Consider the following 21,633-nt stretch of genomic DNA (forward strand, 5'->3'; position numbering starts at 1 on the left):
GAGGTCTGAAATACTGACTAAGACCTCATAAAATATGTTATGCTATTTTATGATGGTCTTAGACTATTATCACTGAAAATTTTTTTCCTGACTAAAATAGTGTGATCATTACTACTGACAGTAATGCGAAAACAATCCCAAGTCCTTTGGTTGCGTTGATTGTAATACCTTCAACAAAAACATCCCAAAGAACACTTGTTGTCATCTGAGCGGCGATTAAACCTACAGTTGTCTTAACTGCACCGACTTTATAGATTGCAAATGGGAGACCAGCGACAAACATGAAACCCATTATTCCAGGGAAAATATACCACCACTTAAAAGTGAGGTCTTTTAGTCTGATAAACTCAGGAAAGATATGAGGAAAATTTTTAACAACGAAGTAGAAGATGACACATGTGATTAACGTGATTATATTTCCAATAATGCACATCCATGTCAGACCAATTGTTGTACTCATTGAACGATTAATTGCTCCTTGAAGAATACCGATTGCCCCGAGGATTAGTGGTAGAATAATTGCTGAATTCATATTGTCTCTCTTTTTATTTTTTTAGTAATGTAAGGCCTTTTAAGTAATCACCTTCCACAAATCCCTTTAAAGAAGGACAGTCTCCAGTTAATTTCAGTGCACCTGTGATTGCTAGTTTTTCTGTTCCTATATAATTTTTAATTTTTTCTTCAAAACTTCTTCTTGTAATCGAATGAGTGTTTAGGAATACCACCGCTTTTCCACCTTTATTTAGAAGTTTCGAAAGCTTTGGAACTATTTCTTTGTAACTATCTATTGCACTTGTCTTTTTCTTTCCATCTGAAGATGCACTTGGAGGGTCACAAATAATCAGATCAAAAGTTTTTCCTTCTTTGATTAGTGTGTCCAGTGCTTTCAACGTTGGTGCTTCAATTCTGGTATGCTTGTCTTTAATCGCTTCGAGATCTTGGTTTAATGAAATATTCTTATCAAGCCAGTCAAGATACTTTGCAGAGAGATCCACACTTGTAACTGACTTCGCGCCATGTTTCATCGCACACAAAGAATAAGCACCAGTATAACAATATAAGTTTAGGACATTTTTTTCATCAAACTCAGGAATAAGTTTTGCTCTGATTGCCGACATGTCAGTATAAATTCCTGTGTCGTAGAATTTGTTAAGTTCAATACTATATTCAACACCAAACTCACGAAGAGTAAAGCTATGTTCTTTTAAGCCTTTATTTGTTGCACAGTAAAATTCTTTTTCTTGTGACTTATTTCTCTTTTGTACCCAAATATTATTCTTCTGATACTTTCTTTGTAATGACTTGATAATATCCTTTTCAAAGTTGTGCCAAAAGTCTGCATAGAATTGAACCAGGATTTCACTACCTAGCTTCTGAATGAAAAGCCCTGGTAAAAAATCAGCTTCACCAAAAACGAGGTAGTAGTTATCTCGTTCAAAGTCTTGCGCCTCTCTAATTTCTAAGGACTGGTTGAGTCTTCCAACCATTTCATATGTAAAATCTTTCTTTTCGATTGAAGACTTTGGATCAATCTTCCAAACACGTGCCTTAACAGTTGGGTGAGTTGGATCATTAATCATTACAACAAAATTCACATCATCGAGACGGCAAGCAACAAAGAATGAATTTTTAGGAAACTTGTCACTGAATCGATCAGATGTAATCCAAGGGTGACCTTTTTTGATATGCTTAATACTTGCAGGATGCAGTTCTACTCTTGGTGTCATGATTGGTTATTCCGGTTTCTTAGTTTTTTAGACTTTCTCTATATTGAATATTTTCTTCGAGAATGAATAATAATTGATTGGTAATATAAAAGGGATTTGAAAAATCTGTGATTCCAAATTCTTGAAGTCTTAATTTTTCTTCAAGACTCAGCTCTTCGTAAGGATTGATTGTCTCACACAATTTTCGAAGCTCAGCAAGCTGTTCGTCCACAATATAGTTATTTGGTCGAACGACTTCGATCGATGAATTATCACTGATCCCGTGTTCCGTATTTCGGTTTTGAAAAATTGTTTCTTTTTGTTCCATAAGCTTTTGTTATTTCAAAAATAACAAGCTACGTCAAGTATAAGGAGTGTCTATGATTTTTCTTTATTATGTCATTATCGTGGTTTTTATTTTCTCAATTAATAGCACAAAATTAAACTTTAAGTTGAAGCTTCCTGATAATATTGACGCGGGAAATCAACTGTTTAATAAATTACTATCACTCAATCAGACTCGTGTGCTTCCTAAATGTGCTGAGTACAAGTTTTATAATGGCGTGATTTTACAAGTTATTGAAAGTTCTAAAACAATGGGAACTCCGTTGATACCCATCGTCAACAAACTTAAAAAGGCCTTACTAAATGATATTAAGATAGAAAAGGAGATTAGAAAGCTTAAGTCGGGAGCAATTCTCTCGTTCATATTTTCAATGGTTATTACATGGCTCTTTATTTTTTATTGTGTGGAAATGCTAAACCTTAAAACTGATATGACCACAATTGTTTTGCTTTTTATTTGGCAAATATTTGGATTAGTAACATTTGGAGGTGCCTATAAGATTCTCCTGAGAAAAACCTTAAGTTGTTATGAGAGCTTCTTTTCAAAGATCTATCTCTTTGATCTCTCCCATATGGCCGGCCTCAGTGTGAGTGAGCTTATCAAGAAAGTTAATTTCCAGTCTTTAAATATTCAAAAAGGGCACAAGCTTTCTGTTTACCTTGAGCGCCTTTCGCTCTTAATTGACTCAAAACAAAGACTTGGGATTAAAATTGGTGATGATATTGAGCTTTTAGTTGATGAGTTATGGGGGAGTTATCAGCATGAGTGCGAGGCGTTAAAGACGAAAGTCACAATTATGAAATTTATTTGGCTTTGTATCTTCTTTTTGTCGACATATCTCATCTCGCTCTACACTGTTTTAGGGAAAATGATTAATTAGAACTTGTTGAAAATTCGATGATATCTAGGTATTTTAGACCCACTAATTACTTATATATCGGAGAACTTCATGAGTTACCAAAATGACAAACAAATTATTTACTCGATGAATCGAGTTGGAAAGGTTTACAAGAGTAAGCACGTTCTAAAAAATATCTCGCTCTCGTATTTCTACGGAGCAAAAATTGGTGTTCTTGGTCTTAACGGATCAGGGAAATCAACTCTTCTTAAAATTATGGCAGGTCTTGATAATGACCACCTAGGTGAAGTGACGCTTGCAAAGAACTATAGCGTTGGTTACCTAGAGCAGGAGCCAACACTTGATCCTGATAAAACGGTTAAAGAAATCGTTCAGGAAGGATGCCAGGAAGTTGTCGACAATCTTAGAGAATTCGATGAAATCAGCGCAAAGTTCTGTGAGCCACTGAGCGATGAAGAAATGAATAAGCTTCTTGATAAGCAAGCAAAACTTCAAGATAAGCTTGATGCTTCAAATGCTTGGGATCTTGACTCTCGTCTTGAACTTGCAATGGACGCACTTAACTGTCCACCTTCAGATCAAAAATGTGGAGTTCTTTCAGGTGGGGAAAAGAGAAGGGTTGCTCTTTGTCGTCTACTACTTCAAGAACCAGATATTCTACTTCTCGATGAGCCTACCAACCACCTTGATGCTGAAACGGTATGGTGGTTAGAGAGACACTTACAACAATACAAAGGTACAGTAATTGCTGTTACCCACGATAGGTACTTCCTTGATAACGTAGCCGGCTGGATTCTAGAGCTTGACCGTGGAGAAGGTATTCCATTTGAAGGAAACTATACGGACTGGTTAGATACAAAAGCGAAGCGTCTTGAGAAAGAAGAAAAGACTGAGTCTAAAAGACAAAAAGCAATGAAAGAAGAGCTTGAGTGGATTAGATCAAGTCCTAAAGCGCGTCAGGCAAAGTCTAAAGCTCGTATCCGTGAATATGAAGAAAGAGCGAAGCATCAGTCTGAAAAGCGTAATGAAACAAATGAACTTTTCATTCCACCAGGACCACGTCTTGGGAATAAAGTTATTGAGGCTGAAGGTGTATCAAAAGCATTTGGTGAGAATCTTCTTTATGAAAACCTTGAATTCAAACTTCCAGCTGGTGGTATTGTAGGAATTATCGGGCCAAACGGGGCTGGTAAGACAACGCTATTTAAAATGATCACAGGGCAAGAGCAGCCAACTTCTGGAACATTCTCAGTTGGTGAAACTGTGAAGCTTGCATACGTTGATCAAGGTCGTGAGTTAGATCCAAACCAAACTATTTATGATGTTGTGGCCGAAGGACATGAGATTATCAAACTTGGTGAAAATGAAGTTAACTCTCGTGCTTATATTGCAAAATTTAACTTCTCTGGTGAAGAGCAAAAGAAAAAAGTTTCTGAGCTTTCAGGGGGAGAGAGAAATAGAGTACACCTTGCAAAAGTCTTAAAAGAAGGTGGAAACGTTCTTCTTCTGGATGAGCCAACAAACGATCTTGACGTAAACACACTTCAAGCGCTTGAGAAAGCACTTGTGGATTACGCTGGATGTGCGGTTATCATTTCCCACGATCGTTTCTTCCTCGATAGACTTGCAACACATATTCTTGCATTTGAAGGTGAAGGAAATGTTGTATGGTTTGAAGGTAACTTCAATGATTACGAAGAAGATAAGAAGAGACGTCTAGGAGAGAATGCAATCAATCCACGTCGTCATACATACAAAAAACTTACAAGAGCGTAGTGTTTGAGCTTAGTTTATAAATTTGGTGGAAGTACCATACGAAGTGCATCAGCACTTCGTATGATTGCTGACATCATCGTCAATTCTCTTGATCTACGTTTTGTGGTTGTTTCAGCAACTTACAATTCAACAAATGAGCTTGAAGAAATTGCCAATGCAGCTACGAAGAGTACATGCCATAGCAAGGATCTTATAGCTTCATTTCTTTTTAAGCACGAGTCTCTTGCCAGAGAGCTTGAAGTCCTAAACTTTTGTCAGGCCAGTTTTGAACAATTTAAACTTGAAGCGATTAATTATTGTGATCAAATCCATGAAAGCCTTGAAGTAAGTTCGGAGTTGATGGATGCCCTTTACTCTCTTGGCGAAAGATTTTCTTCGGTGATTCTCTATTCATTTCTCAAAGAAAAGCTACATCACGAAGTTGAGCATCTTGATGCGAGAAATGTCATCACTACAAACACTCGTTTTCGTGATGCAACACCATTATTTGGTATCATTGAAAGAAATTTAACCAATCTTGATAAGACAAAGGTTTATATCACCCAAGGGTTTATTGGAAAAACTATAGACGGTAGAACGACGACTCTTGGAAGAGAGGGTTCTGATTACACTGCTTCTATTCTTGCTTGGGCCATTAAGGCAACTCGCTTAATTATCTGGAAGGATGTCGGTGGGATTTTATCATGGGACCCTAAGATTCATGATGGAGCTTACAAGCTTTCTGAAATCTCATATGATGAAGCCACTCTTTTAACTGAAGCCGGAGCTAAGGTTCTTTTTCATCGTACGATGAACCCTCTTAAAGAGCGCTCTATCCCTCTTGAAGTTAAAGGGGTTTATGCACCAACGGAGCATGGAAGTGTGATTTCAAATAAGCCACACGGTAAAATTCTAGGTCTGGTTGAAACTAAGAAGCAAGACTATTCTCTGCTTTCTATTTGTGGGAATAAATTAATCTCAAATGCCTCAATCAATCAGTTGATCGAGACGGAGATTAATAATCTGCATGAGTATAATGACAACTTAGCCACTTTCAAGATTAACTCGCAAAGAAGAGATTCTCTACTGGAGAAAATTGTTCAGATTGTAACTCATTCATTTGATTCGTAATTGGGTGCATACCTTCTGCGCCCTTTACCTCGATAATCTCCTTCACTTTCTTATTTTCTAAAAAAACGACATTATCTATATTTTTACATATAAGCTGTAGAATTTGTTCATAACTAATGGCCTGGCCTGAGTTTGAAAAAATACTAAATAGCATAGCTAGTCGTGAGAGAGTATCGTTGGCACTATTGGCGTGAATTGTTGAAAGTAGACCTGTGTGCCCTGTATTCATTGCAAGAGTGAAGGGGACAACTTCTTCGGCCCTGATTTCCCCAAGAATAATTCTTTCCGGTGACATACGCAGTGAATACTTACAAAAATCTGTCATCGTCTTATTTTTTTCGCCAGTGGCAAGCATATTAGTGAAATTCTTATCCGGGCAAGATATTTCATGGGTATCTTCGATAACAACAACATGCTCCTGGCCCTCAATATATTTAAGGCATGACTTGAGAAAACTAGTTTTTCCCGAACCTGTTGAGCCTGCAATAATAATATTTTTCTTTTCTTTTATTAACTGCGCAACAACAGTTGCATCTTCTCCATACTGTGCTAGATCAAATATTTGAGTGGCAAGTTTCCTTAAGAATATTGTCGGTGAGTTGAACGCACTGATGCAGCTATGAGTTAGTGTGCAACGATAATTTTCGCCATTAAGTTCTAAAAGGAAAGAGCAGAAAGGATTTTGAAAATTCCAGTTTTGATTATTCTTAAGTCCCAAGACATTGAGACATGTTTCAAGGTCATCATTTTCAATGGCGAGTCCTTCAAAAATTTCCTTTCCTTTTTTACTTATAACTTCGATAGAAGTATTCCCGTGAATAATGACTTCAAAAAGATCTTCTTGATCGACAATTGAACTTAGAAAACAGTGGTCAAAGTAAATATCAAAAATATCCTTCAGTTCAGTCATTTGAGTAATCGTCTCAAGATCAAGACTGTTTTCGTAAGCAATGCGTGCGCAGATAGATTCATGAGTGAAATCAATACTTCTTTGTAGTTCTTCTTTGAAGAATCTCTTATAACTCTTAATTAAAAAATTGATTGCCTTTTGGTTTTCGCTGTTAGTCATTACAGTTCCTTTTTTACGACACGTACAATCGCAACAATTTTCTTATAAGTATTCATTGAGCTTTTTGATGAAAAGATATTTTTCAATACTGGAATCTTGCCAATTACAGGGATTGAAGATTCAATTTGATCATCAGTTTTAATATCAATTTCAAAAATTTGTATTGGTCTATCTAGTGAAATTGAGAACGCAGACTTTTGTTTATTCCCTGAGATTGATGTTACAGCATCTTCACTTCCTGATATTGGTCTTGAAAGATTTGTTTCATATTGAATTTGGAATTGATTATTTTCTTTTTTCATCAATATATTGATGCCAAGTCCTACGAACTTCCACTTTGTTTCACTTACAACATTACTTCCTCCTGTTCCCTGGAAAGGTATTTCACTTCCAATTTTGATATCGAGTGGAGTATCTAATTTTAAAATTGCTTTTGGAGTTGCGAGTGTTGAGAGATCGTACTGTGACTCTTTAAGTTTGATATTATTGTTACCTGCAAGTGCTGCCAGTCCTTGCGAAAATACATCTGAGAGATTGACATCAATTTGATCAAGTCCAAAGTTGATTTCTGAACCGTCGAGCTTTTCAATTTGAAATAGCTTAATATCAATTTGATAATTTTCTAGTTTCCCAAAAGTCATAGATGGATAAAATTTCAATCCGTGCTTTTCTTCCATTGTCTTGATGAATTGTTTATTTTTAAGAATTGTTTGAGTTGTAGCGCAAGTAATGATGGCCTTTGATTCTTCACAAAGAATTTCATCAAGATAGTTTTGGAAGAAATCATAGTACACAGAACTAATAATTTCTTTTCTAAGATCTTTTGTAATTTGAAGGTTATTAATAATCTCATTCTTATGATTCTTTACAATTTCAAGAGTTGAAAGGTACTGGTCTTGATTTGTAATTGCGCCCCCAAGAATAAGCTTTGGTCCAAAAACCTCGGTTTCATTGAGGCCAATGGCGGCCAGGGAATTTTGGATCTCTAAAAGCTTTAGTTGCTGGTTCTTACTAAGGACATAAATCTTCAGGGTCTTCTTATCCTTACCAAGTAGTTTTAGTTCACTGTAGCCTTGCATGAGGCCTGTTAAGTAAAATTTGTTTGTGTTTTTGTCAAAGCGAACACTGATGATGTCTTTGTTACCAATAGCGTACTTTGAGATACCATTTGCATTAATTTCAAATACTTGGCCTTTAGAAAGGCTGAGTTGAGAGTTGAGCTCCTGTGACGCATAGGTATGGCCAAAAGAAAAAACGATGGCAAATGAGGTAAAGACTTTGACAAAACACTGAAATTTAGATAAAAATTCTGTTCTAGTTAAAGACTTTAATTTTTTTAGTTTTATATTTAGGAGAATAATCATGGTTTCTAGAACTCGTGTAACTGAAAACAGACGTACAATCAGAAAAAAGAAAATGGGTGTTAAGAGAAAAGCAGCTAATAAGAACAAGGGAACAACTCCTAAGTTTAAAGTTCATCTCGATTAATTAATATTTTTATATTTTTCGAATTAAGAGGCCTTCGTAGAAAGGCCTTTTATAGTTTAGATATAGTCTTTTGAAGAATATCTGTATTCTGTCTTACAAGATTTAAATTATCATCCTGGTCAAAGCAGATATGTAAGACCACTTCTTTATAAATATCCTCGCAGGGCTTATCGGATTGCACAGCTGTAACTAACTTGGCGGTAACTTCTTCTTTCATTTGAGAGAGAAAAAATTCTACAGATTGGCTTTTGCTTACGTAGCTAATGACGATTATCTCCCTTGCTAGGACTTGTGTTGAAAGAAGAGTCGAAAATAGTAATGATTTAAAAACGAATTTCATGTGGTGCTCCTGTTGCATTTCTCTTACGTGTTAGAACTGTCATAGGGTAGGCCCTAATTAACTTATTTCTGTAGTTTAAAAACTTTGAGGCATCCTGATCTTTAACTGTGACGACGTAAACTGGAACTTCTTGATCTTCGACGTCGACGACTTCTTCTGTTAGATTTTCAATAATGACTTCCTCTGCAATCATTTCATTAGATGGACCAACTAGTTTTACTTTTGGAATTCTCCCTCCTTTAGGAATATAGCTTTGAATTGGTAGGCTAAGACTTGTCATACCTTTTTCAATTTCAGCTTCAACTGTCGGAGTGACTTGATTGCTACTAAGAGCTGTATAAGTCATCATATTAGTCAGGAAGATGCAAATGAGAGACTTAATAGTAATGGTCTTCTTAAATTGCTGCTCCTTTGCTTTATTAAAGAACAAGTCATCTTCTTTTTTAGTGTCAGTTATTTTTGAGCCAGCTTTCTTTAAAATTTTGAAATTCTTTAAGTCTTGCACTTTCGATGTCCTTTTGTAGGTTGATATAGTTCATGAGTAAAGTCGTTATAATTAAAGTCCAACCAAGCGCTTCAATTTCCACAAAGCCTCGCTGTTTATTTCTTTTGAGCTGAGTGTAAAAGAGTGAGTGATGACTCCTTTGATGAGGCTGAACTCTGTTTCGATTGCGAAAGAATCCCGGGCCATAGTCATTGGCCCGTTGGCCGTAAATACGAGATAGTTTTTCCATTTTTTCCTAAAAAATAGTGTGCCATCGAAATCTCTTTTCAAGAATGTTGAGGCGACAAGTTCAACTGGGGTACTTATTGCAAAATGTCCGGTATTTTTCCAGTTACAGTATTTCGATTTTGCAACATTTTTCAGATATGAAAGATGGTATACCTGCTGCGCAAACATTAGTGCTCGATGGGCCGCTACTGCAGCAGCATACACGGCCGGAATTTTGATTACGGTTTTTGTCCAATATGCTGCCTGGACGGCGCGATTAAGGCGTGATTGGACAGTGTAGTAGCGCTCGACAAGTCTTACGGTGTCTTGAGTACATAGGTAGCCTTTGTTTCGAAATTGAAGTTTTCGATAAGCAATGAGGCTTTTGGCGATATTTGCTGTGGCGAAGGCGAGAACAAGGAGAGTGAGAAGAAATGCGACTGGAAGAATGGTACCTTTGTTATTTCTAATCATTTCATTGTCCTTTACTCTTTGTTATTCGATTTTTAGGAACTAGTTTTTGTCGAAAGTCATATTTATATCTTGAACTTCGATAATCAATTTTGTAGTGAGCATCTTCTTGCTTGATGCTGACCTTGCGTTGAAGGAAGCCTTGATATTCGCAAGAAATAGACTTCTTTAAAGGTCTGGTTGTGGAGTTAAGTCCACGTTGAAGCTGAAAGTAGGTGAGGTAGCTTTTTTCCTCGATACATCCATTTTCGTTGATTACTTGAATGGAGAGGAAAGAGACCACTACAAGAATTGTAATGGCCAGTATATGAGAGAGAATTTGCATTAGATCTTGATAGATTTAGTGATTTTTTCTTTTGATTGCTTGAGGCGAGTTTCGATTGAGTCACCAAAACTCTTCATGACGCCAATGCAAAGAATACCAACGAGGCTTGTGATAATCATATACTCCATCACGCCTTGACCTTTTTGATTTCTTAAAATTTTCTTCTTCATAAGTTCTCCTTGTTAATGCTGGAGGGAATGTAGGTGAGGTTGGGATGAAAGTCGACGAGTTGAAACGAATTGATCAGTCTTTTTTCAAAGATGAAAATATTTCCCTTTTTGACCAGTACTTTCAACAACTTGCTTGAATTTTTAGAGGAAAGTAAAATAGGTGTATGAACGAGAAAAGTAATTTTTATGTATTTGAACGAAAAGAGATTTTTTTAGTAATCCTATTTGTGATTCTAGTATCGATCACATCTTTTCTATTTGGGCTGAAGATGGGCTCTGGGTATTCTTTTGAGAAGTCTGGGCACAATGAAGCTGATATGGAAATGATCTCGACACCGGCGAAGAAGATTGATTTTTCTTCGACTGAAGAAGAGAGCGTGAAGAAGATGATTGATCAGCAGAAGGCGATGCCGGAGACTAATAAAGAGGATATTAACAAGACTGTTGAAGAGTCATTAAAGAAGAAAATGATCGAAGAGTTTAACTCTGAAAATTCAAAGAAATTCAATAATGAAGCAGAGCCAGTGAAGGTTAATGAAGTCGCTCCAGAGACTTCACCAATTGTGACTGAGGAAGTTATGGCGGAAGCACCGGCAACTGAGACGGTACAGGAAAATGGTGTTTCCTCGAGTGATAAATTTGCAGGGAAGTATACAATTCAACTTGGTTCATATCAGACAGTTAAGGAAGCAACTGACTTTGCTGAGGGTTTTAAAGTTTTAGGTTACAATCCGATTATTAATGAAGTGCAAATACCAAATCGTGGGAATTGGTTTAGAGTGAGTCTTGGGGTTTTTGATTCGCTTGTTGACGCAAAGAATTATCTTCTAAAGAATAAGAGTCTTTTTTCAGATAGAGACTACGTTTTGATTCAGTTTGATTAATGACTATTTCCTAAGTCCGTGTTAATATTTTAATATTAATTCGGAGCACTAATGAAAAATTCTAAAATATTTTGTTTAGTAATGGCCGGTGGTCGAGGAACTCGACTTTGGCCAGAATCGACTGAGAAAAAGCCGAAGCAGTATCTTTCACTTGTTGGTGAGGGGACGCTTCTTGAGCAGACACTTAATCGATTTGATTCAATTATTAATCCAGAAGCGCGCTTTATTGTGACGACTGAAGATCAAAGAGAGCTGGCGCTTTCTTCATCGAATGGAAAAGTGAATCACGACGGATTGATTCTTGAGCCGGCAGGAAGAAATACGGCGCCTTGTATTCTTTTGTCGTTGGCAAGTCTTGAAGCCGCGGGGGCAACTGATGATGCAGTGGTCGCGGTGATGCCATCGGATCATGTTATTTTAGATACGCAGGGTTTTAAGAAGACTTTTCTTGAGGCCGTTGAGCTTTGTTCTTCGACTGATACGATTACGACAATTGGAATTAGGCCACACTTTCCACATACTGGTTATGGGTATATTAGAAAAGGAAAGGCCGTTGGTGCGGGGGCTGAGGTTTTAGAGTTTAGAGAGAAACCTGATTTTGAAACAGCGAAGACTTATCTTGCGACTGGAGAGTTTCTTTGGAATGCGGGAATGTTCATGGGAAAACTTGGAACATTCAAGAGAGAGTTTGCGAAGCACTCGCCAGATATGTTTGCTTTTTATGACAAGCTTCTTGCTGTGATTCAAGATCACGACGCGCTAGCGGCATTGTATTCCCAGATCCCTGAGGATTCAATTGACTACGCGATTATGGAAAAGTCAGACGCAATCACGACGATTCCTGCAAGCTTTGATTGGAATGATCTTGGCTCGTGGGAAGCACTTGAGGCGGTTGTTGATAAGGTTGATGGTAACACTGTTGTGAAGGCAGCATCATTCTTTGCCAAGGATTCTGTTGGAAACGTTGTGTATGCTCCAGATAAGTTTGTATCACTGATTAATGTTAATGATCTTGTTGTTGTATCAAATGAAAGGGCAGTGATGATTATGCCAAAGCATGATGCTCAACGAGTGAAAGAAGTTGTTCAGCATCTGAAAGCTGATAAACTTGATAATCTCTTATAATTGAAGGCCCTAGATTGGGCCTTTTTTATTTCTTCCAAACCGATTGTAGATACTGATCTCTTCCCGAGTTATAGCGGTAGAATTTATAGCGAATTGGATTCGTCTTATAGTAGTCCTGGTGATATTCTTCGGCCGGATAGAACTTTTCTAACTTATAGGCGTCTGTGACAATGGGTTTATCAAAGAATTTTTGATGTTCCTTTTTACTTTCATAAAAGACTTTCTTTTCTTCTTCATCTTGATAGAAAAATCCTGTGGCATATTGAGGACCACGGTCAACAAATTGTCCTCCAGCATCTGTTGGATTGATATTTCTCCAAAATGTCTCAAGAATTTTTTTGAGAGTAATTTTATCAGAATCGTAAGTGACTTCGACGACTTCGAGGTGCCCTGAGGTTCCACTGGAAACGTCTTGGTAGGTTGGGGACTTGAGTTTACCACCAGCATAGCCTGAAATTGTTTTAAGAACACCAGGGAGCTTATCAAAAGGTGGCTCCATACACCAGAAGCACCCTCCTGCTACAACAATGGTTTTTGTTGCAGCAAAAGCAAAGAGGGTAATATTAGATACGATCAAAAACTTTAGAAGTGTGTTTACCGTAGATTTCAATTGGAGAAAGTTTTTCAATTTCATTTAGTAACTCCTGTTCACTCTGATTAGTGAATAAAGTTCTCAAAACGTTATAAAATTCTTGTTTATTTTTTGCTTTAAAAGATGCTTCTTGCACATACTTGTAACAGTCTTCACGTGTTTTATCAGTGATTTCAATAAGTTTGTGAAGAACAAAGCTTGAAAGATAAATGAAGTTTTCGTTAACTTTTTTCTCCATATTCTCTTTATTCACAACTAGGTCGCGCACCGTTGAAGTTAGGCGACGAAGACTGTAGCTCATAAGGCCCAGTGCATCTGGGAGATAGAGTCTTTCGGCACTTGAATGGCTAATGTCACGCTCATGCCAAAGAAGAGTATTATCCATTGCCAGTGAGGCATGAGAGCGAAGTACGCGTGCCATTCCTGTGAGGTTTTCACTTGAGATTGGATTTTTTTTATGAGGCATTGTTGAAGAACCTTTTTGTCCTTTCGAAAATCCCTCGAAAACTTCTGCGACATCACTGTGTTGTAGGTGACGAATTTCAATTGCCAGTCTTTCAAGCGCACAGCCATAAAGAGCAAAGATCGAAATCAACTTTGCGATACGATCTCTAGGAATAATTTGAGTAGAAACTTCTTCAACTTCAAGATCAAGTTCTGTGAGAACTTCTTTTTCAATTTCAGGATCAATGATTGTGTAGTTTCCTACGGCCCCAGAAATCTGACCCGTTAATTCGTTATTGTAGTATTCTTGTAGCTCGACAAAGCGGCGATTAAATTCGCTATAGTGACCAAGTATTTTTTGGCCAAAGCTCATTGGTTCGGCCCAGATCCCATGACTTCTACCAATACAAACTTGATCTTTATTTCTTAGCGCCAGGGCATAGAGTTCATCGAGAAGGCCTTTGTAGTCAGAGATAATAATATCAAGTGATTCTTTTAGTTGTAGAGTAAGTGCCGTGTCGATGATGTCACTAGAAGTTACACCAAAGTGAAAGAACTTAGAAAACTCTTTTGGCATCTGTTCTGTGATTGAAGAGCAAAAAGCAATGACATCGTGGCGAGTTTCTTTTTCAATTTCATAAATCCTTTCGCAGTTGACTTTGGCTTCGCTTGCTTTCTTTGCAACTTCGTCAGAGATTAATCCGCGTGAGCAAAGGGCATTTAAAAGGGCAACTTCAACATCGAGAAATTTTTGAAACTTAAAATCATCAGTCCAAATATTTGCAATTTCTTTTACTTCATATCTTTCAATCATAATTATTTCCTAAAAGTAGAATCCCATTCCAAGACCTACTGTGAACCACGTGGCGATAAAATCAACGTCAAGCTGAGTATCTTCTTTTGTGTAAGCAAGAGAGTTTAAATGGTAATCTGCTCGCAGTGCCCAGTGAAATGATTTTGAAGTACGGTAGAAAAGACCATAGCCCGCAGTCATTCCAAAACCTCTAATTGATTCTTCAATAATTGTTGATGTCGCAGTTACTAAGTTAACGGCAAATAAAGATTCATCGTAGATATGAGCATTATCCCAAAATGTATTAATCAGAGTTGATCGTCGTGACAGACCAATACCAGCTTCGATAAGATCAAGTGTCTCTGTCGTTTCGTCATAATTTCCAGTGAGACTAGTCGCTGCTTTTAAAGTTGTTGAAGTTTTTGAGGCTAATAAAACATATGAGTATGGATTTTTAAACCAAGTCATTTGACCTCTAAAGCCTGAGATTGAACCACTATCCATAAGATTAGGGTTAGTCACATAACTAAGGTCAAGCGAGTAAGAATCATTTGAAATATCATAGTCGTAATCTTTGATACCTGTTTCAGAATTTCTTACGGTGATTTCACTATTTATTTGTCCCTGATTAGAGAATGACTTAAATCCATAAACAAGTGCGACAAGTAATATTATCTTTTTCATTTAGCATCCTCATTTTTTACAATGATATTATCGAATGATTCACCTGGAAGATCTTCAAGTCCAACAAGTTGAGCGAGAAGGATTTTATTTCGAAGGTATTCCCATTTTAATTTTTCATAATCAATTTGAGCGTCAAAGTATTCAACTAGTGAGATATGAAAATCTGTGTAACGACCTTTTCCTTCAATATAGCGATTGTTAGCAAGCTCCATCGTTTTCTTTAGAGATGGTACACGAGCTTCAAGAATTTTAATTTTGTCGTGCGAGTTTGAAAATTCTTGAAAGATTTTCGTGATATAAGCTTCAACCTTACGTTTTGCAGATCTTGCATTCCAGGTAGAGTTTTCTTTTGAAAGTCTTGCGTTGGCAAGTTTTCTACGGTTGAAAACCCCTCCGTCTCCAAAAATTGTCCAAGAAGCTTTCACTGTTGCCACAACTTCAAGGTTTGAATTTCCTTCATCGACTTCGTACAATGTTCTTGTTCCTTCTGGAGAGAAGTGGTGCTTGTATGTTCCAAGGTCGAGAGTGATTTTTGGAAGAGGCATATTATCTTTAATTGCAATTTCGTACTCACGCTTTTTGATATTCTCATTTGTCACACCATCTTTAATAAAAGGTGCATTCTTTGCTGCAAGCTCTAGAGCTCCTCTGAGCGTGAGCTTTACTTTTTGATGACGGAAGTTTTGAGCGATCTGATACTTCGTTCCTGGTTCATCATCGATTAGTTTTGCCATTTCTTCATGAGCATTTTCATAAGTTAATTTAGTTTCAAAGTATTCTTGTTGTGCTCTTAAGTACTCAGAGCGTGCTTGGTAGTACTCATGTTTTGAAACTTTCTTTTGAATAACTCTTTCGCGGTTGAGACGATAGATAAAAGACGCGGTTCTCAGTTGTTCTTTCTTGATACGAACTGTTTGATCAAGGTAGATGAGGTTAGTGAAGGCGATGATAATATCTTGTCTAAATTCTCTTGATTCTTCATTAGTACGATCTTTACTTCTTTCAAGTTCTTCTTTGGTGTTGAGGTAACTTAAGTAGTCTTTTCCCCAATTGAAGATTGAATACTCGCCAAACTCTAGTCCAAATGATCCTGTTGGAATCTTACTTTTGGAGTCTGTCGTCGAATTAGAGCCTTTTACTGTACCGACACGTTGGCTACTGGCATCAAGAGTCAGGTTAATATTTGGATAATAGAATTTTTCTTTATTGTCCTGAATTTTGTTGAGATAGATTTCTTTGTCATTCTTTCTAATATTTTCACTGAAATTCTTGCGCATCCCTTGTTCGATAGCAATATTCAGAGAGAGAGGTTTTAGGATTTGATTAAGATCACTGTAGTCATCAGAAATTTCTTGAACGTAGAGATCTTGGCCAAATACAGAAAGAGAGAGAAAGAGAAATGAGAATAATTCTTTTTTTCTAATCATGTTAAGTCATCATCCGTGAGTTGTGTGTTTAGTAGACTTAAATGATAGAATTTTTATTTTATAATGTGAAGTTTTTAAAGGGAAATACCCGGACAGCCGCGGCGAATAATATTCTCTTCAAGATCGGCAATTCTTAAGTTGGTAAGCTTTAGTTCTTTGATAATTCCAAGCATTGTTTCAGTGAGTTTTTCTTTAATACTTACTTTTGGTTCGGGAGTGTCTTTTCTAAGCTTCTTGGAGCGTTCAAGTATGTAGGTAAGACGCATTCGATGATTGATTTTTTGTTTACGCTTTTCAATTAATTCGTCACAACGGCGAGAAATACTCGGATCTGTGATAATCTTGTCCTGAATATTGCCCGGTTCGGCCATAATTTCGCTCGCCGTTAATATTTGGATGAAGATAATGATATGTAGCATAACTTTATAAAATTTCATTGATTTAAGCTTATCATACTTTGCCAAAAAATAGAGTGAGTGATAATATTTCCAGAATAAGTATAAGGGAGATTAGTTGAGATGAAAGCTCTAGTATTGATACCTTCGCGCTATGCCTCGACGAGGTTTCCCGGCAAACCACTTGCTAAAATTTCTGGCCTCTCGATGGTAGAGAGAGTTTACCGCGGATGCGAAAAAATTTTAGATTTCTATCCTGACTCAGTTGTTGCGGTAGTAACTGATAATAATGAAATTGAAAATGAAGTTAAATCATTTGGCGGCACAGCTGTCAGAGTTGATGATGATGTTCCAAGTGGTTCTGAGCGAATCAATTTAGCTTATCAAAGACACTTTAAAAATCGTGGATTCGATTTTGTGATAAATGTTCAAGGTGATGAACCTCTTATTGAAGCTGATCTTCTAAAGAAGTTAATTGAATTTCACAGTACATCGAATAGAGATGCCACGACAGTTGTAAAAAAGATTTCTCAAGCTGATGAAAATTTTAAAGATCCAAATAAGGTTAAGGCCATCTTCAATGAAGATAATGGAATTTGCCATTACTTCTCTCGCGCCCAGGTTCCGTTTAATCGCAATCAGGCCGATGGAGTGAATTGGTTCTTACATATTGGAATATATTCATTTAGACCAAATGTTCTCGAGGAGTTTTGTAAGCTTCCTCAATCGAAGAATGAACAGATCGAATGCCTTGAGCAGCTTCGATTATTAGATAACGGTTTTACAATGGGAGCCGTACAAACTGAAATGACTCTTTGTGGAGTTGATTCACCAGAAGATATAAAAGTAGTAGAAAGGATTATAAATGAAAAAAAATAGTACGAAGAAATACATTTTCATCACAGGGGGAGTTTCAAGCTCCCTTGGTAAGGGGTTAGCAGCTGCGAGTATTGCTTCTCTTCTTGAGCGTCGTGGAATTAAAATCAACATGCTAAAGATGGACCCGTATATTAATGTTGACCCAGGAACAATGAGTCCAACTCAACACGGTGAAGTTTTTGTTACGGATGATGGTGCGGAAACGGATCTGGACCTTGGCCACTACGAGAGATTTACTTCTTTGACTTTAAATAAGAAGAGTAACTTTACGACGGGCCAGGTTTATCTTCAGGTTATTGAAAACGAAAGAGAAGGTAAGTACTTAGGAAAAACTGTTCAGGTTGTTCCTCATATTACAAACGAAATCAAAAGAAGAATAGACCTTGCAGCAACTGATGCAGATATTTTAATTGGAGAGATTGGTGGAACGGTTGGCGATATTGAATCTCTGCCATTTGTTGAATCAATTAGACAATTTGCTCATGATGTTGGTCATGAGAATGTTCTCTTTATTCATCTTGTTCTTATCCCATATCTTTCTGCTGCGGGAGAGCTAAAGAGCAAGCCAGCTCAACACTCCGTAAAGGAATTAAGGTCTGCAGGTCTTTTTCCAAACGTAATTATCTGTCGTTCTGATAGGGAAGTTGATGCTTCTATTTTAGATAAAATTTCTCTTTTTTGTAACGTTCCACGTGACAATGTTTTTCAGTCAATTGACTTAGATTCAATTTATAAAGTGCCACTTAACTTCCATGAGCAGGGACTTGATCAGAAGATTGCTTCTCTTCTTGGCATTTGGGCCGCAAGTCCAAATGTCGAAGATATGAAAAATGTTGTTCATAACTTTGATCATCCGCTGCGTGAAGTAAGAATTGGTATTGTTGGAAAATATACTGAACTTGTTGAATCTTATAAGTCTCTTGATGAGGCCTTAAATCATGCGGCTATTTCACAGCAACTAAAACTTAAACCTGTTTATATTGATGCTGAAGATATTGAGTCAAAAGGTGCAAAAGCCCTACTTGAAGGTGTGCAAGGAATTCTTGTTCCAGGTGGATTCGGTGAAAGAGGAACAGAAGGAAAGATTGCTGCGATTGAGTATGCACGGAAAAATAATCTACCATTTTTTGGAATTTGTCTTGGGATGCAACTTGCGATTATTGAATTTGCAAGAAATGTATGTGGGATAAAGGAAGCTACGTCTGAAGAATTTACTTCTGGTGGTGAGCATTTAATTCACTATATGGAAGGGCAGACAAGAGAGGGGTCTAAAGGTGGAAGTATGCGTCTTGGTGCTTATGACTGTGCTTTAGCAAAAGGCTCTCGCGCTTTTGATATTTATAAGGAAGAGAATATTTCTGAAAGACATAGACATCGTCTTGAAGTTAATAATTTCTACGCAAAAAAACTTGAAGACGCTGGACTAACAATCAGTGGTAGAAATAAGGAGCTTGATTTAGTTGAGGTGATTGAGATTACTAATCATCCACACTTTGTAGCTTGTCAGTATCACCCTGAGTTTAAGTCTCGTCCGACAGACCCACACCCATTATTTAATTCATTTATTGAAAAGGCAGATAGTTATGGAAAATAAAAAATTTGATTTCTTCGTTGGTACATGTGTAATTGAAAGTGAACAAATGTGTATGGACGTTGCTGGAAGGCTGACAGAAATTTTTGCAAAATATAAGGATGAGGTAAACTTCTCTTATAAAGGAAGTTTTGATAAGGCGAACCGTTCATCAAAAGATTCTTTTAGAGGACCAGGTCTAGAAAAAGGTCTTGAGATTCTTGCTAAAGTAAAAAAGGCCTATGGTGTTCCACTTATTACTGATTTTCATACTGCTGAACAAGCTATGAAGGTCGCCGAAGTTGTCGACACTCTTCAGGTTCCAGCATTCCTTTGTCGTCAAACAGATATGATTATCGCCGGAGCGGAAGCTTGTAAGAAGTTTGGTGGACAATTAAAAATTAAAAAAGGACAGTTTCTTTCTCCTGAAGAAACTGGAAATATCGTCGAAAAAGCAAATGAGTACCTTCCAAAAGAGAGAATCCTTCTAACTGAAAGAGGAACAAGTTTTGGATATAATAACCTTGTTGTTGATATGGCAAGTTTTCAAATTATGAAGAGCTTTGGTGTAAGAGCAATTCATGATGCTACTCACTGTGTACAAAGACCTGGTGGTCTTGGGAAAATCACAGGTGGGAAAAGAGAACAAATCCTCACTCTTGCAAGAGCTGCTGTTGCTGCTGGAGCTGATGGGATCTTTATGGAAGTTCATCCAAAGCCGGAGGAAGCTAAGTCTGATTCAGCAACAAGTCTACCACTTGATAAGGCTCCAGAGATTATTGAAAAACTTCTTGAGCTTCACCGTGTAGTGAGGAATGGTTAATGAATTTGTTTGAGATTGCAAAGAAATTTGAATCAAAACTTTCAAAAATAAAAGTTGCCGCTTTTGATATTGATGGTGTTTTAACAAATGGTCACGTGTGGTGGGATGATGAGGCTTTAGGTTTTAATCGTTTAACTCATACAAGTGATGGTTATGGGTTGAAGCTCCTTATGGAGGCCGGGATCAAAACTGGAGTTATCTCTGGTGGAAATAGCGTCAGTGTCCAAAAACGTTTCGAAGAAAATTTAAAATTAGATTTCGCTTTTCTTGGAAATGAAGATAAGAGAGAGGCCTATAAGAAGATTCTCGAGATGGGTTATAAAGCAGAAGAAATTCTTTTTATGGGTGATGAACTTTTTGATATTCCTCTTTTAAAAGCTTCTGGTTTTGCTGCGACTGTGACGGATGCTCCACATGAAGTTAAGGCTTTTTGTGATTATGTGTCCGTAAGAGAGGGTGGTAAGGCCGCGGTCAGAGAGGTCATTGATATCGTTAGATATGCACAAGGATTTTCACCTGAAATTCTAGATTTTGACGGAAGTCCGATTGATTTAAAAAATACTTGGCCTAAGCTTTAGGCCAAGATAATTTCGCTGTCACTTCCTTGGCAGAAGTGTTTTCGATTGAATAATGAGAAATTAATTTTGTTGCAAGTGAGTCTAGTTTTTCACATAGAAGTGAGAACTGATCATTATTTTCAATTTTTTTCAGTCTTACTTCCGCATCACTTACTGAAACTGCAGTAAAGATGAAGCTATCATCTGCAAATGAAGCCTTTAATGTCATATGTGTTTCAGACTCAATAGACTCACTAATAAATTTAAGAAAGTGAATGAGAAGAAGAGCATGGCTTCTAATGTTAAAATTTTTGATAAGATCTAAATCAAGACAGTTTTCTGTACTTATTTTTGCACGCTTGAAGCTAGGCTTTGCATAAATAGAGAAAGACTCAAAGAAGTTATGAATTTTCATTTCTTTCTTCTCATCAGACAAGCTATTGGATCGAATAAGCATCGTATTCTCAAGTATTTCTTGTGATCTCTCAATACCGATACTAATATTTTTAAAAAAATTTTTGATCTTTGCAGCTTGAGCTTCTTCAATATTTTCAAGTAGTGGCTCGATTCGATCTTCTAATAGTCCAAGCGATAATTCAATAATTCCAAGTGGATTCTTAACATCGTGAGAGACTGCATTTAGAATATCACTGCTTTCTTGTTGAAAGTATGTATCCAAAGTGTTGATTATTTCTATGCTTGATTTATTTTTTAAAAATGTTTCCATGTACTTAGTATAGCAAACCTTAAGATTGTGACTAAATAAAAAATAGAGGGAATAAAAGTCTTGACTCGCTAAGTCTTTTTTTGGTAATTTTGGCCTATGAATTTAGATAAATTACATTCTTTATTAGACGATCAATATAACTGGCCAGATCATTATACGTTCAAATTTGTCGGAAAAGATGAGCATCGTGATCAGTTAACAGAGGTTATTGGACTTGCTCCAACGAATGAGCGTCCTTCTTCTTCTGGTAAATATATCAGTTATTCTTTTCAGATTAAAATCAATGCTTCTCACGAAGTCATCGAAATTTATAAAAAAGTTTCAGTAATTTCTGGTATCATTACTCTATAAATTAGGAGTA

The 21,633-nt window shown here is 36.9% G+C and carries 27 protein-coding genes; 11 read left to right on the forward strand and 16 right to left on the reverse strand.

Annotated elements, in window-relative coordinates:
- Window positions 1–91: 91 nt before the first annotated feature.
- Genes M900_RS05530 through M900_RS05540 form a run of 3 tightly spaced genes read right to left on the reverse strand, consistent with a single transcriptional unit; the run spans window position 92 to window position 2,034 of the window.
- Window positions 92–532, reverse strand: a complete 441-nt coding sequence (locus M900_RS05530; protein ID WP_021273911.1) for a DMT family transporter — start codon at window positions 530–532, stop codon at window positions 92–94.
- A gap of 13 nt (window positions 533–545) precedes the next feature.
- On the reverse strand, window positions 546–1,727 hold the full coding sequence (locus tag M900_RS05535; protein ID WP_021273853.1) for a class I SAM-dependent rRNA methyltransferase: 1,182 nt from the start codon (window positions 1,725–1,727) through the stop codon (window positions 546–548).
- Between the two features lie 19 nt (window positions 1,728–1,746).
- A complete protein-coding gene (locus tag M900_RS05540) occupies window positions 1,747–2,034 on the reverse strand; it encodes a hypothetical protein (RefSeq protein ID WP_021273793.1) in 288 nt (95 codons plus the stop codon).
- Window positions 2,035–2,086: 52 nt separating this feature from the next.
- Between M900_RS05540 and M900_RS05545 the strand changes: the two genes are divergently transcribed.
- From M900_RS05545 to M900_RS16995, 3 genes are all read left to right on the forward strand, one after another.
- Window positions 2,087–2,932: a hypothetical protein gene (locus M900_RS05545; RefSeq protein ID WP_021273861.1), complete on the forward strand. Its 846-nt coding sequence runs from the start codon at window positions 2,087–2,089 to the stop codon at window positions 2,930–2,932.
- 69 nt (window positions 2,933–3,001) lie between these two features.
- Window positions 3,002–4,687 carry an energy-dependent translational throttle protein EttA gene (gene ettA / locus M900_RS05550; protein WP_021273953.1) on the forward strand — a complete coding sequence of 562 codons (1,686 nt, stop codon included), beginning with the start codon at window positions 3,002–3,004 and terminating at the stop codon, window positions 4,685–4,687.
- A gap of 3 nt (window positions 4,688–4,690) precedes the next feature.
- Window positions 4,691–5,797: an aspartate kinase gene (locus M900_RS16995; protein ID WP_052600778.1), complete on the forward strand. Its 1,107-nt coding sequence runs from the start codon at window positions 4,691–4,693 to the stop codon at window positions 5,795–5,797.
- Here the strand turns inward: M900_RS16995 and M900_RS05560 are convergent.
- Window positions 5,727–6,866 carry a CpaF/VirB11 family protein gene (locus M900_RS05560; protein ID WP_034731528.1) on the reverse strand — a complete coding sequence of 380 codons (1,140 nt, stop codon included), beginning with the start codon at window positions 6,864–6,866 and terminating at the stop codon, window positions 5,727–5,729. The genes M900_RS16995 and M900_RS05560 overlap by 71 nt on opposite strands.
- Complete coding sequence (locus M900_RS05565; protein WP_021273954.1) at window positions 6,866–8,230, reverse strand: pilus assembly protein N-terminal domain-containing protein; 1,365 nt, start codon at window positions 8,228–8,230, stop codon at window positions 6,866–6,868. The genes M900_RS05560 and M900_RS05565 overlap by 1 nt, the downstream gene beginning before the upstream one ends.
- Between M900_RS05565 and M900_RS17960 the strand changes: the two genes are divergently transcribed.
- Window positions 8,229–8,354, forward strand: a complete 126-nt coding sequence (locus tag M900_RS17960) for a hypothetical protein (protein WP_021273844.1) — start codon at window positions 8,229–8,231, stop codon at window positions 8,352–8,354. The two genes, M900_RS05565 and M900_RS17960, sit on opposite strands and share 2 nt — an antisense overlap.
- A 49-nt stretch (window positions 8,355–8,403) precedes the next feature.
- On the opposite strand, the gene M900_RS05570 is transcribed toward M900_RS17960, so the two are convergent.
- From M900_RS05570 to M900_RS17675, 5 genes are read right to left on the reverse strand one after another with little or no spacing between them, the layout of a single operon-like run.
- Window positions 8,404–8,694 (reverse strand): hypothetical protein, encoded by a 291-nt coding sequence (locus tag M900_RS05570; protein ID WP_021273933.1) that lies wholly within the window; start codon window positions 8,692–8,694, stop codon window positions 8,404–8,406.
- Window positions 8,678–9,199, reverse strand: coding sequence for a hypothetical protein (locus M900_RS05575; RefSeq protein WP_021273869.1), 522 nt, complete (start codon window positions 9,197–9,199; stop codon window positions 8,678–8,680). The genes M900_RS05570 and M900_RS05575 overlap by 17 nt, the downstream gene beginning before the upstream one ends.
- Before the next feature lie 51 nt (window positions 9,200–9,250).
- Window positions 9,251–9,880, reverse strand: coding sequence for a hypothetical protein (locus M900_RS05580; RefSeq protein WP_021273939.1), 630 nt, complete (start codon window positions 9,878–9,880; stop codon window positions 9,251–9,253).
- 1 nt (window position 9,881) lies between these two features.
- On the reverse strand, window positions 9,882–10,202 hold the full coding sequence (locus M900_RS05585) for a hypothetical protein (protein WP_021273786.1): 321 nt from the start codon (window positions 10,200–10,202) through the stop codon (window positions 9,882–9,884).
- Window positions 10,202–10,372, reverse strand: a complete 171-nt coding sequence (locus M900_RS17675; RefSeq protein WP_021273905.1) for a hypothetical protein — start codon at window positions 10,370–10,372, stop codon at window positions 10,202–10,204. Before M900_RS17675 ends, M900_RS05585 begins: the two co-directional genes overlap by 1 nt.
- Window positions 10,373–10,536: 164 nt before the next feature.
- On the opposite strand from M900_RS17675, the gene M900_RS05590 reads away from it, so the two are divergent.
- Together M900_RS05590 and M900_RS05595 are read left to right on the forward strand one after the other, a co-directional pair.
- Window positions 10,537–11,256 (forward strand): SPOR domain-containing protein, encoded by a 720-nt coding sequence (locus M900_RS05590; protein WP_021273951.1) that lies wholly within the window; start codon window positions 10,537–10,539, stop codon window positions 11,254–11,256.
- A gap of 51 nt (window positions 11,257–11,307) precedes the next feature.
- Complete coding sequence (locus tag M900_RS05595; protein WP_021273870.1) at window positions 11,308–12,381, forward strand: mannose-1-phosphate guanylyltransferase; 1,074 nt, start codon at window positions 11,308–11,310, stop codon at window positions 12,379–12,381.
- A gap of 25 nt (window positions 12,382–12,406) precedes the next feature.
- On the opposite strand, the gene msrA is transcribed toward M900_RS05595, so the two are convergent.
- The 5 genes from msrA to M900_RS05620 all read right to left on the reverse strand — a co-directional run bounded on the left by msrA (window position 12,407) and on the right by M900_RS05620 (window position 16,785).
- Window positions 12,407–13,015: a peptide-methionine (S)-S-oxide reductase MsrA gene (gene msrA, locus M900_RS05600; RefSeq protein ID WP_052600779.1), complete on the reverse strand. Its 609-nt coding sequence runs from the start codon at window positions 13,013–13,015 to the stop codon at window positions 12,407–12,409.
- Window positions 12,945–14,231 (reverse strand): adenylosuccinate lyase, encoded by a 1,287-nt coding sequence (purB, locus tag M900_RS05605; protein ID WP_021273811.1) that lies wholly within the window; start codon window positions 14,229–14,231, stop codon window positions 12,945–12,947. Before purB ends, msrA begins: the two co-directional genes overlap by 71 nt.
- A 9-nt stretch (window positions 14,232–14,240) precedes the next feature.
- Entirely contained in the window at window positions 14,241–14,894 is a 654-nt protein-coding gene (locus M900_RS05610; RefSeq protein WP_021273872.1) for a hypothetical protein, read from the reverse strand.
- Window positions 14,891–16,321, reverse strand: coding sequence for a TolC family protein (locus tag M900_RS05615; RefSeq protein ID WP_021273771.1), 1,431 nt, complete (start codon window positions 16,319–16,321; stop codon window positions 14,891–14,893). Before M900_RS05615 ends, M900_RS05610 begins: the two co-directional genes overlap by 4 nt.
- A gap of 74 nt (window positions 16,322–16,395) precedes the next feature.
- Window positions 16,396–16,785, reverse strand: coding sequence for a hypothetical protein (locus M900_RS05620; RefSeq protein WP_021273903.1), 390 nt, complete (start codon window positions 16,783–16,785; stop codon window positions 16,396–16,398).
- Between the two features lie 54 nt (window positions 16,786–16,839).
- Here M900_RS05620 and kdsB point away from each other — a divergent pair, with 54 nt between their 5' ends.
- Genes kdsB through M900_RS05640 form a run of 4 tightly spaced genes read left to right on the forward strand, consistent with a single transcriptional unit; the run spans window position 16,840 to window position 20,566 of the window.
- Window positions 16,840–17,595, forward strand: a complete 756-nt coding sequence (gene kdsB / locus M900_RS05625) for a 3-deoxy-manno-octulosonate cytidylyltransferase (RefSeq protein WP_021273957.1) — start codon at window positions 16,840–16,842, stop codon at window positions 17,593–17,595.
- Window positions 17,582–19,189, forward strand: a complete 1,608-nt coding sequence (locus M900_RS05630; RefSeq protein ID WP_021273781.1) for a CTP synthase — start codon at window positions 17,582–17,584, stop codon at window positions 19,187–19,189. The genes kdsB and M900_RS05630 overlap by 14 nt, the downstream gene beginning before the upstream one ends.
- Window positions 19,179–19,988: a 3-deoxy-8-phosphooctulonate synthase gene (kdsA, locus tag M900_RS05635; protein WP_021273867.1), complete on the forward strand. Its 810-nt coding sequence runs from the start codon at window positions 19,179–19,181 to the stop codon at window positions 19,986–19,988. Before M900_RS05630 ends, kdsA begins: the two co-directional genes overlap by 11 nt.
- Window positions 19,988–20,566 carry an HAD family hydrolase gene (locus M900_RS05640; protein ID WP_021273877.1) on the forward strand — a complete coding sequence of 193 codons (579 nt, stop codon included), beginning with the start codon at window positions 19,988–19,990 and terminating at the stop codon, window positions 20,564–20,566. The genes kdsA and M900_RS05640 overlap by 1 nt, the downstream gene beginning before the upstream one ends.
- Here M900_RS05640 and M900_RS05645 read toward each other — a convergent pair.
- Window positions 20,556–21,272: a histidine kinase gene (locus M900_RS05645; RefSeq protein WP_021273792.1), complete on the reverse strand. Its 717-nt coding sequence runs from the start codon at window positions 21,270–21,272 to the stop codon at window positions 20,556–20,558. The genes M900_RS05640 and M900_RS05645 overlap by 11 nt on opposite strands.
- 96 nt (window positions 21,273–21,368) lie before the next feature.
- On the opposite strand from M900_RS05645, the gene M900_RS05650 reads away from it, so the two are divergent.
- A complete protein-coding gene (locus tag M900_RS05650; protein WP_021273803.1) occupies window positions 21,369–21,623 on the forward strand; it encodes a DUF493 family protein in 255 nt (84 codons plus the stop codon).
- Window positions 21,624–21,633 lie beyond the last annotated feature (10 nt).

It is taken from the genome of Bacteriovorax sp. Seq25_V (genome assembly GCF_000447795.1).
In the GTDB taxonomy this organism is placed as follows: Bacteria; Bdellovibrionota; Bacteriovoracia; order Bacteriovoracales; family Bacteriovoracaceae; genus Halobacteriovorax_A.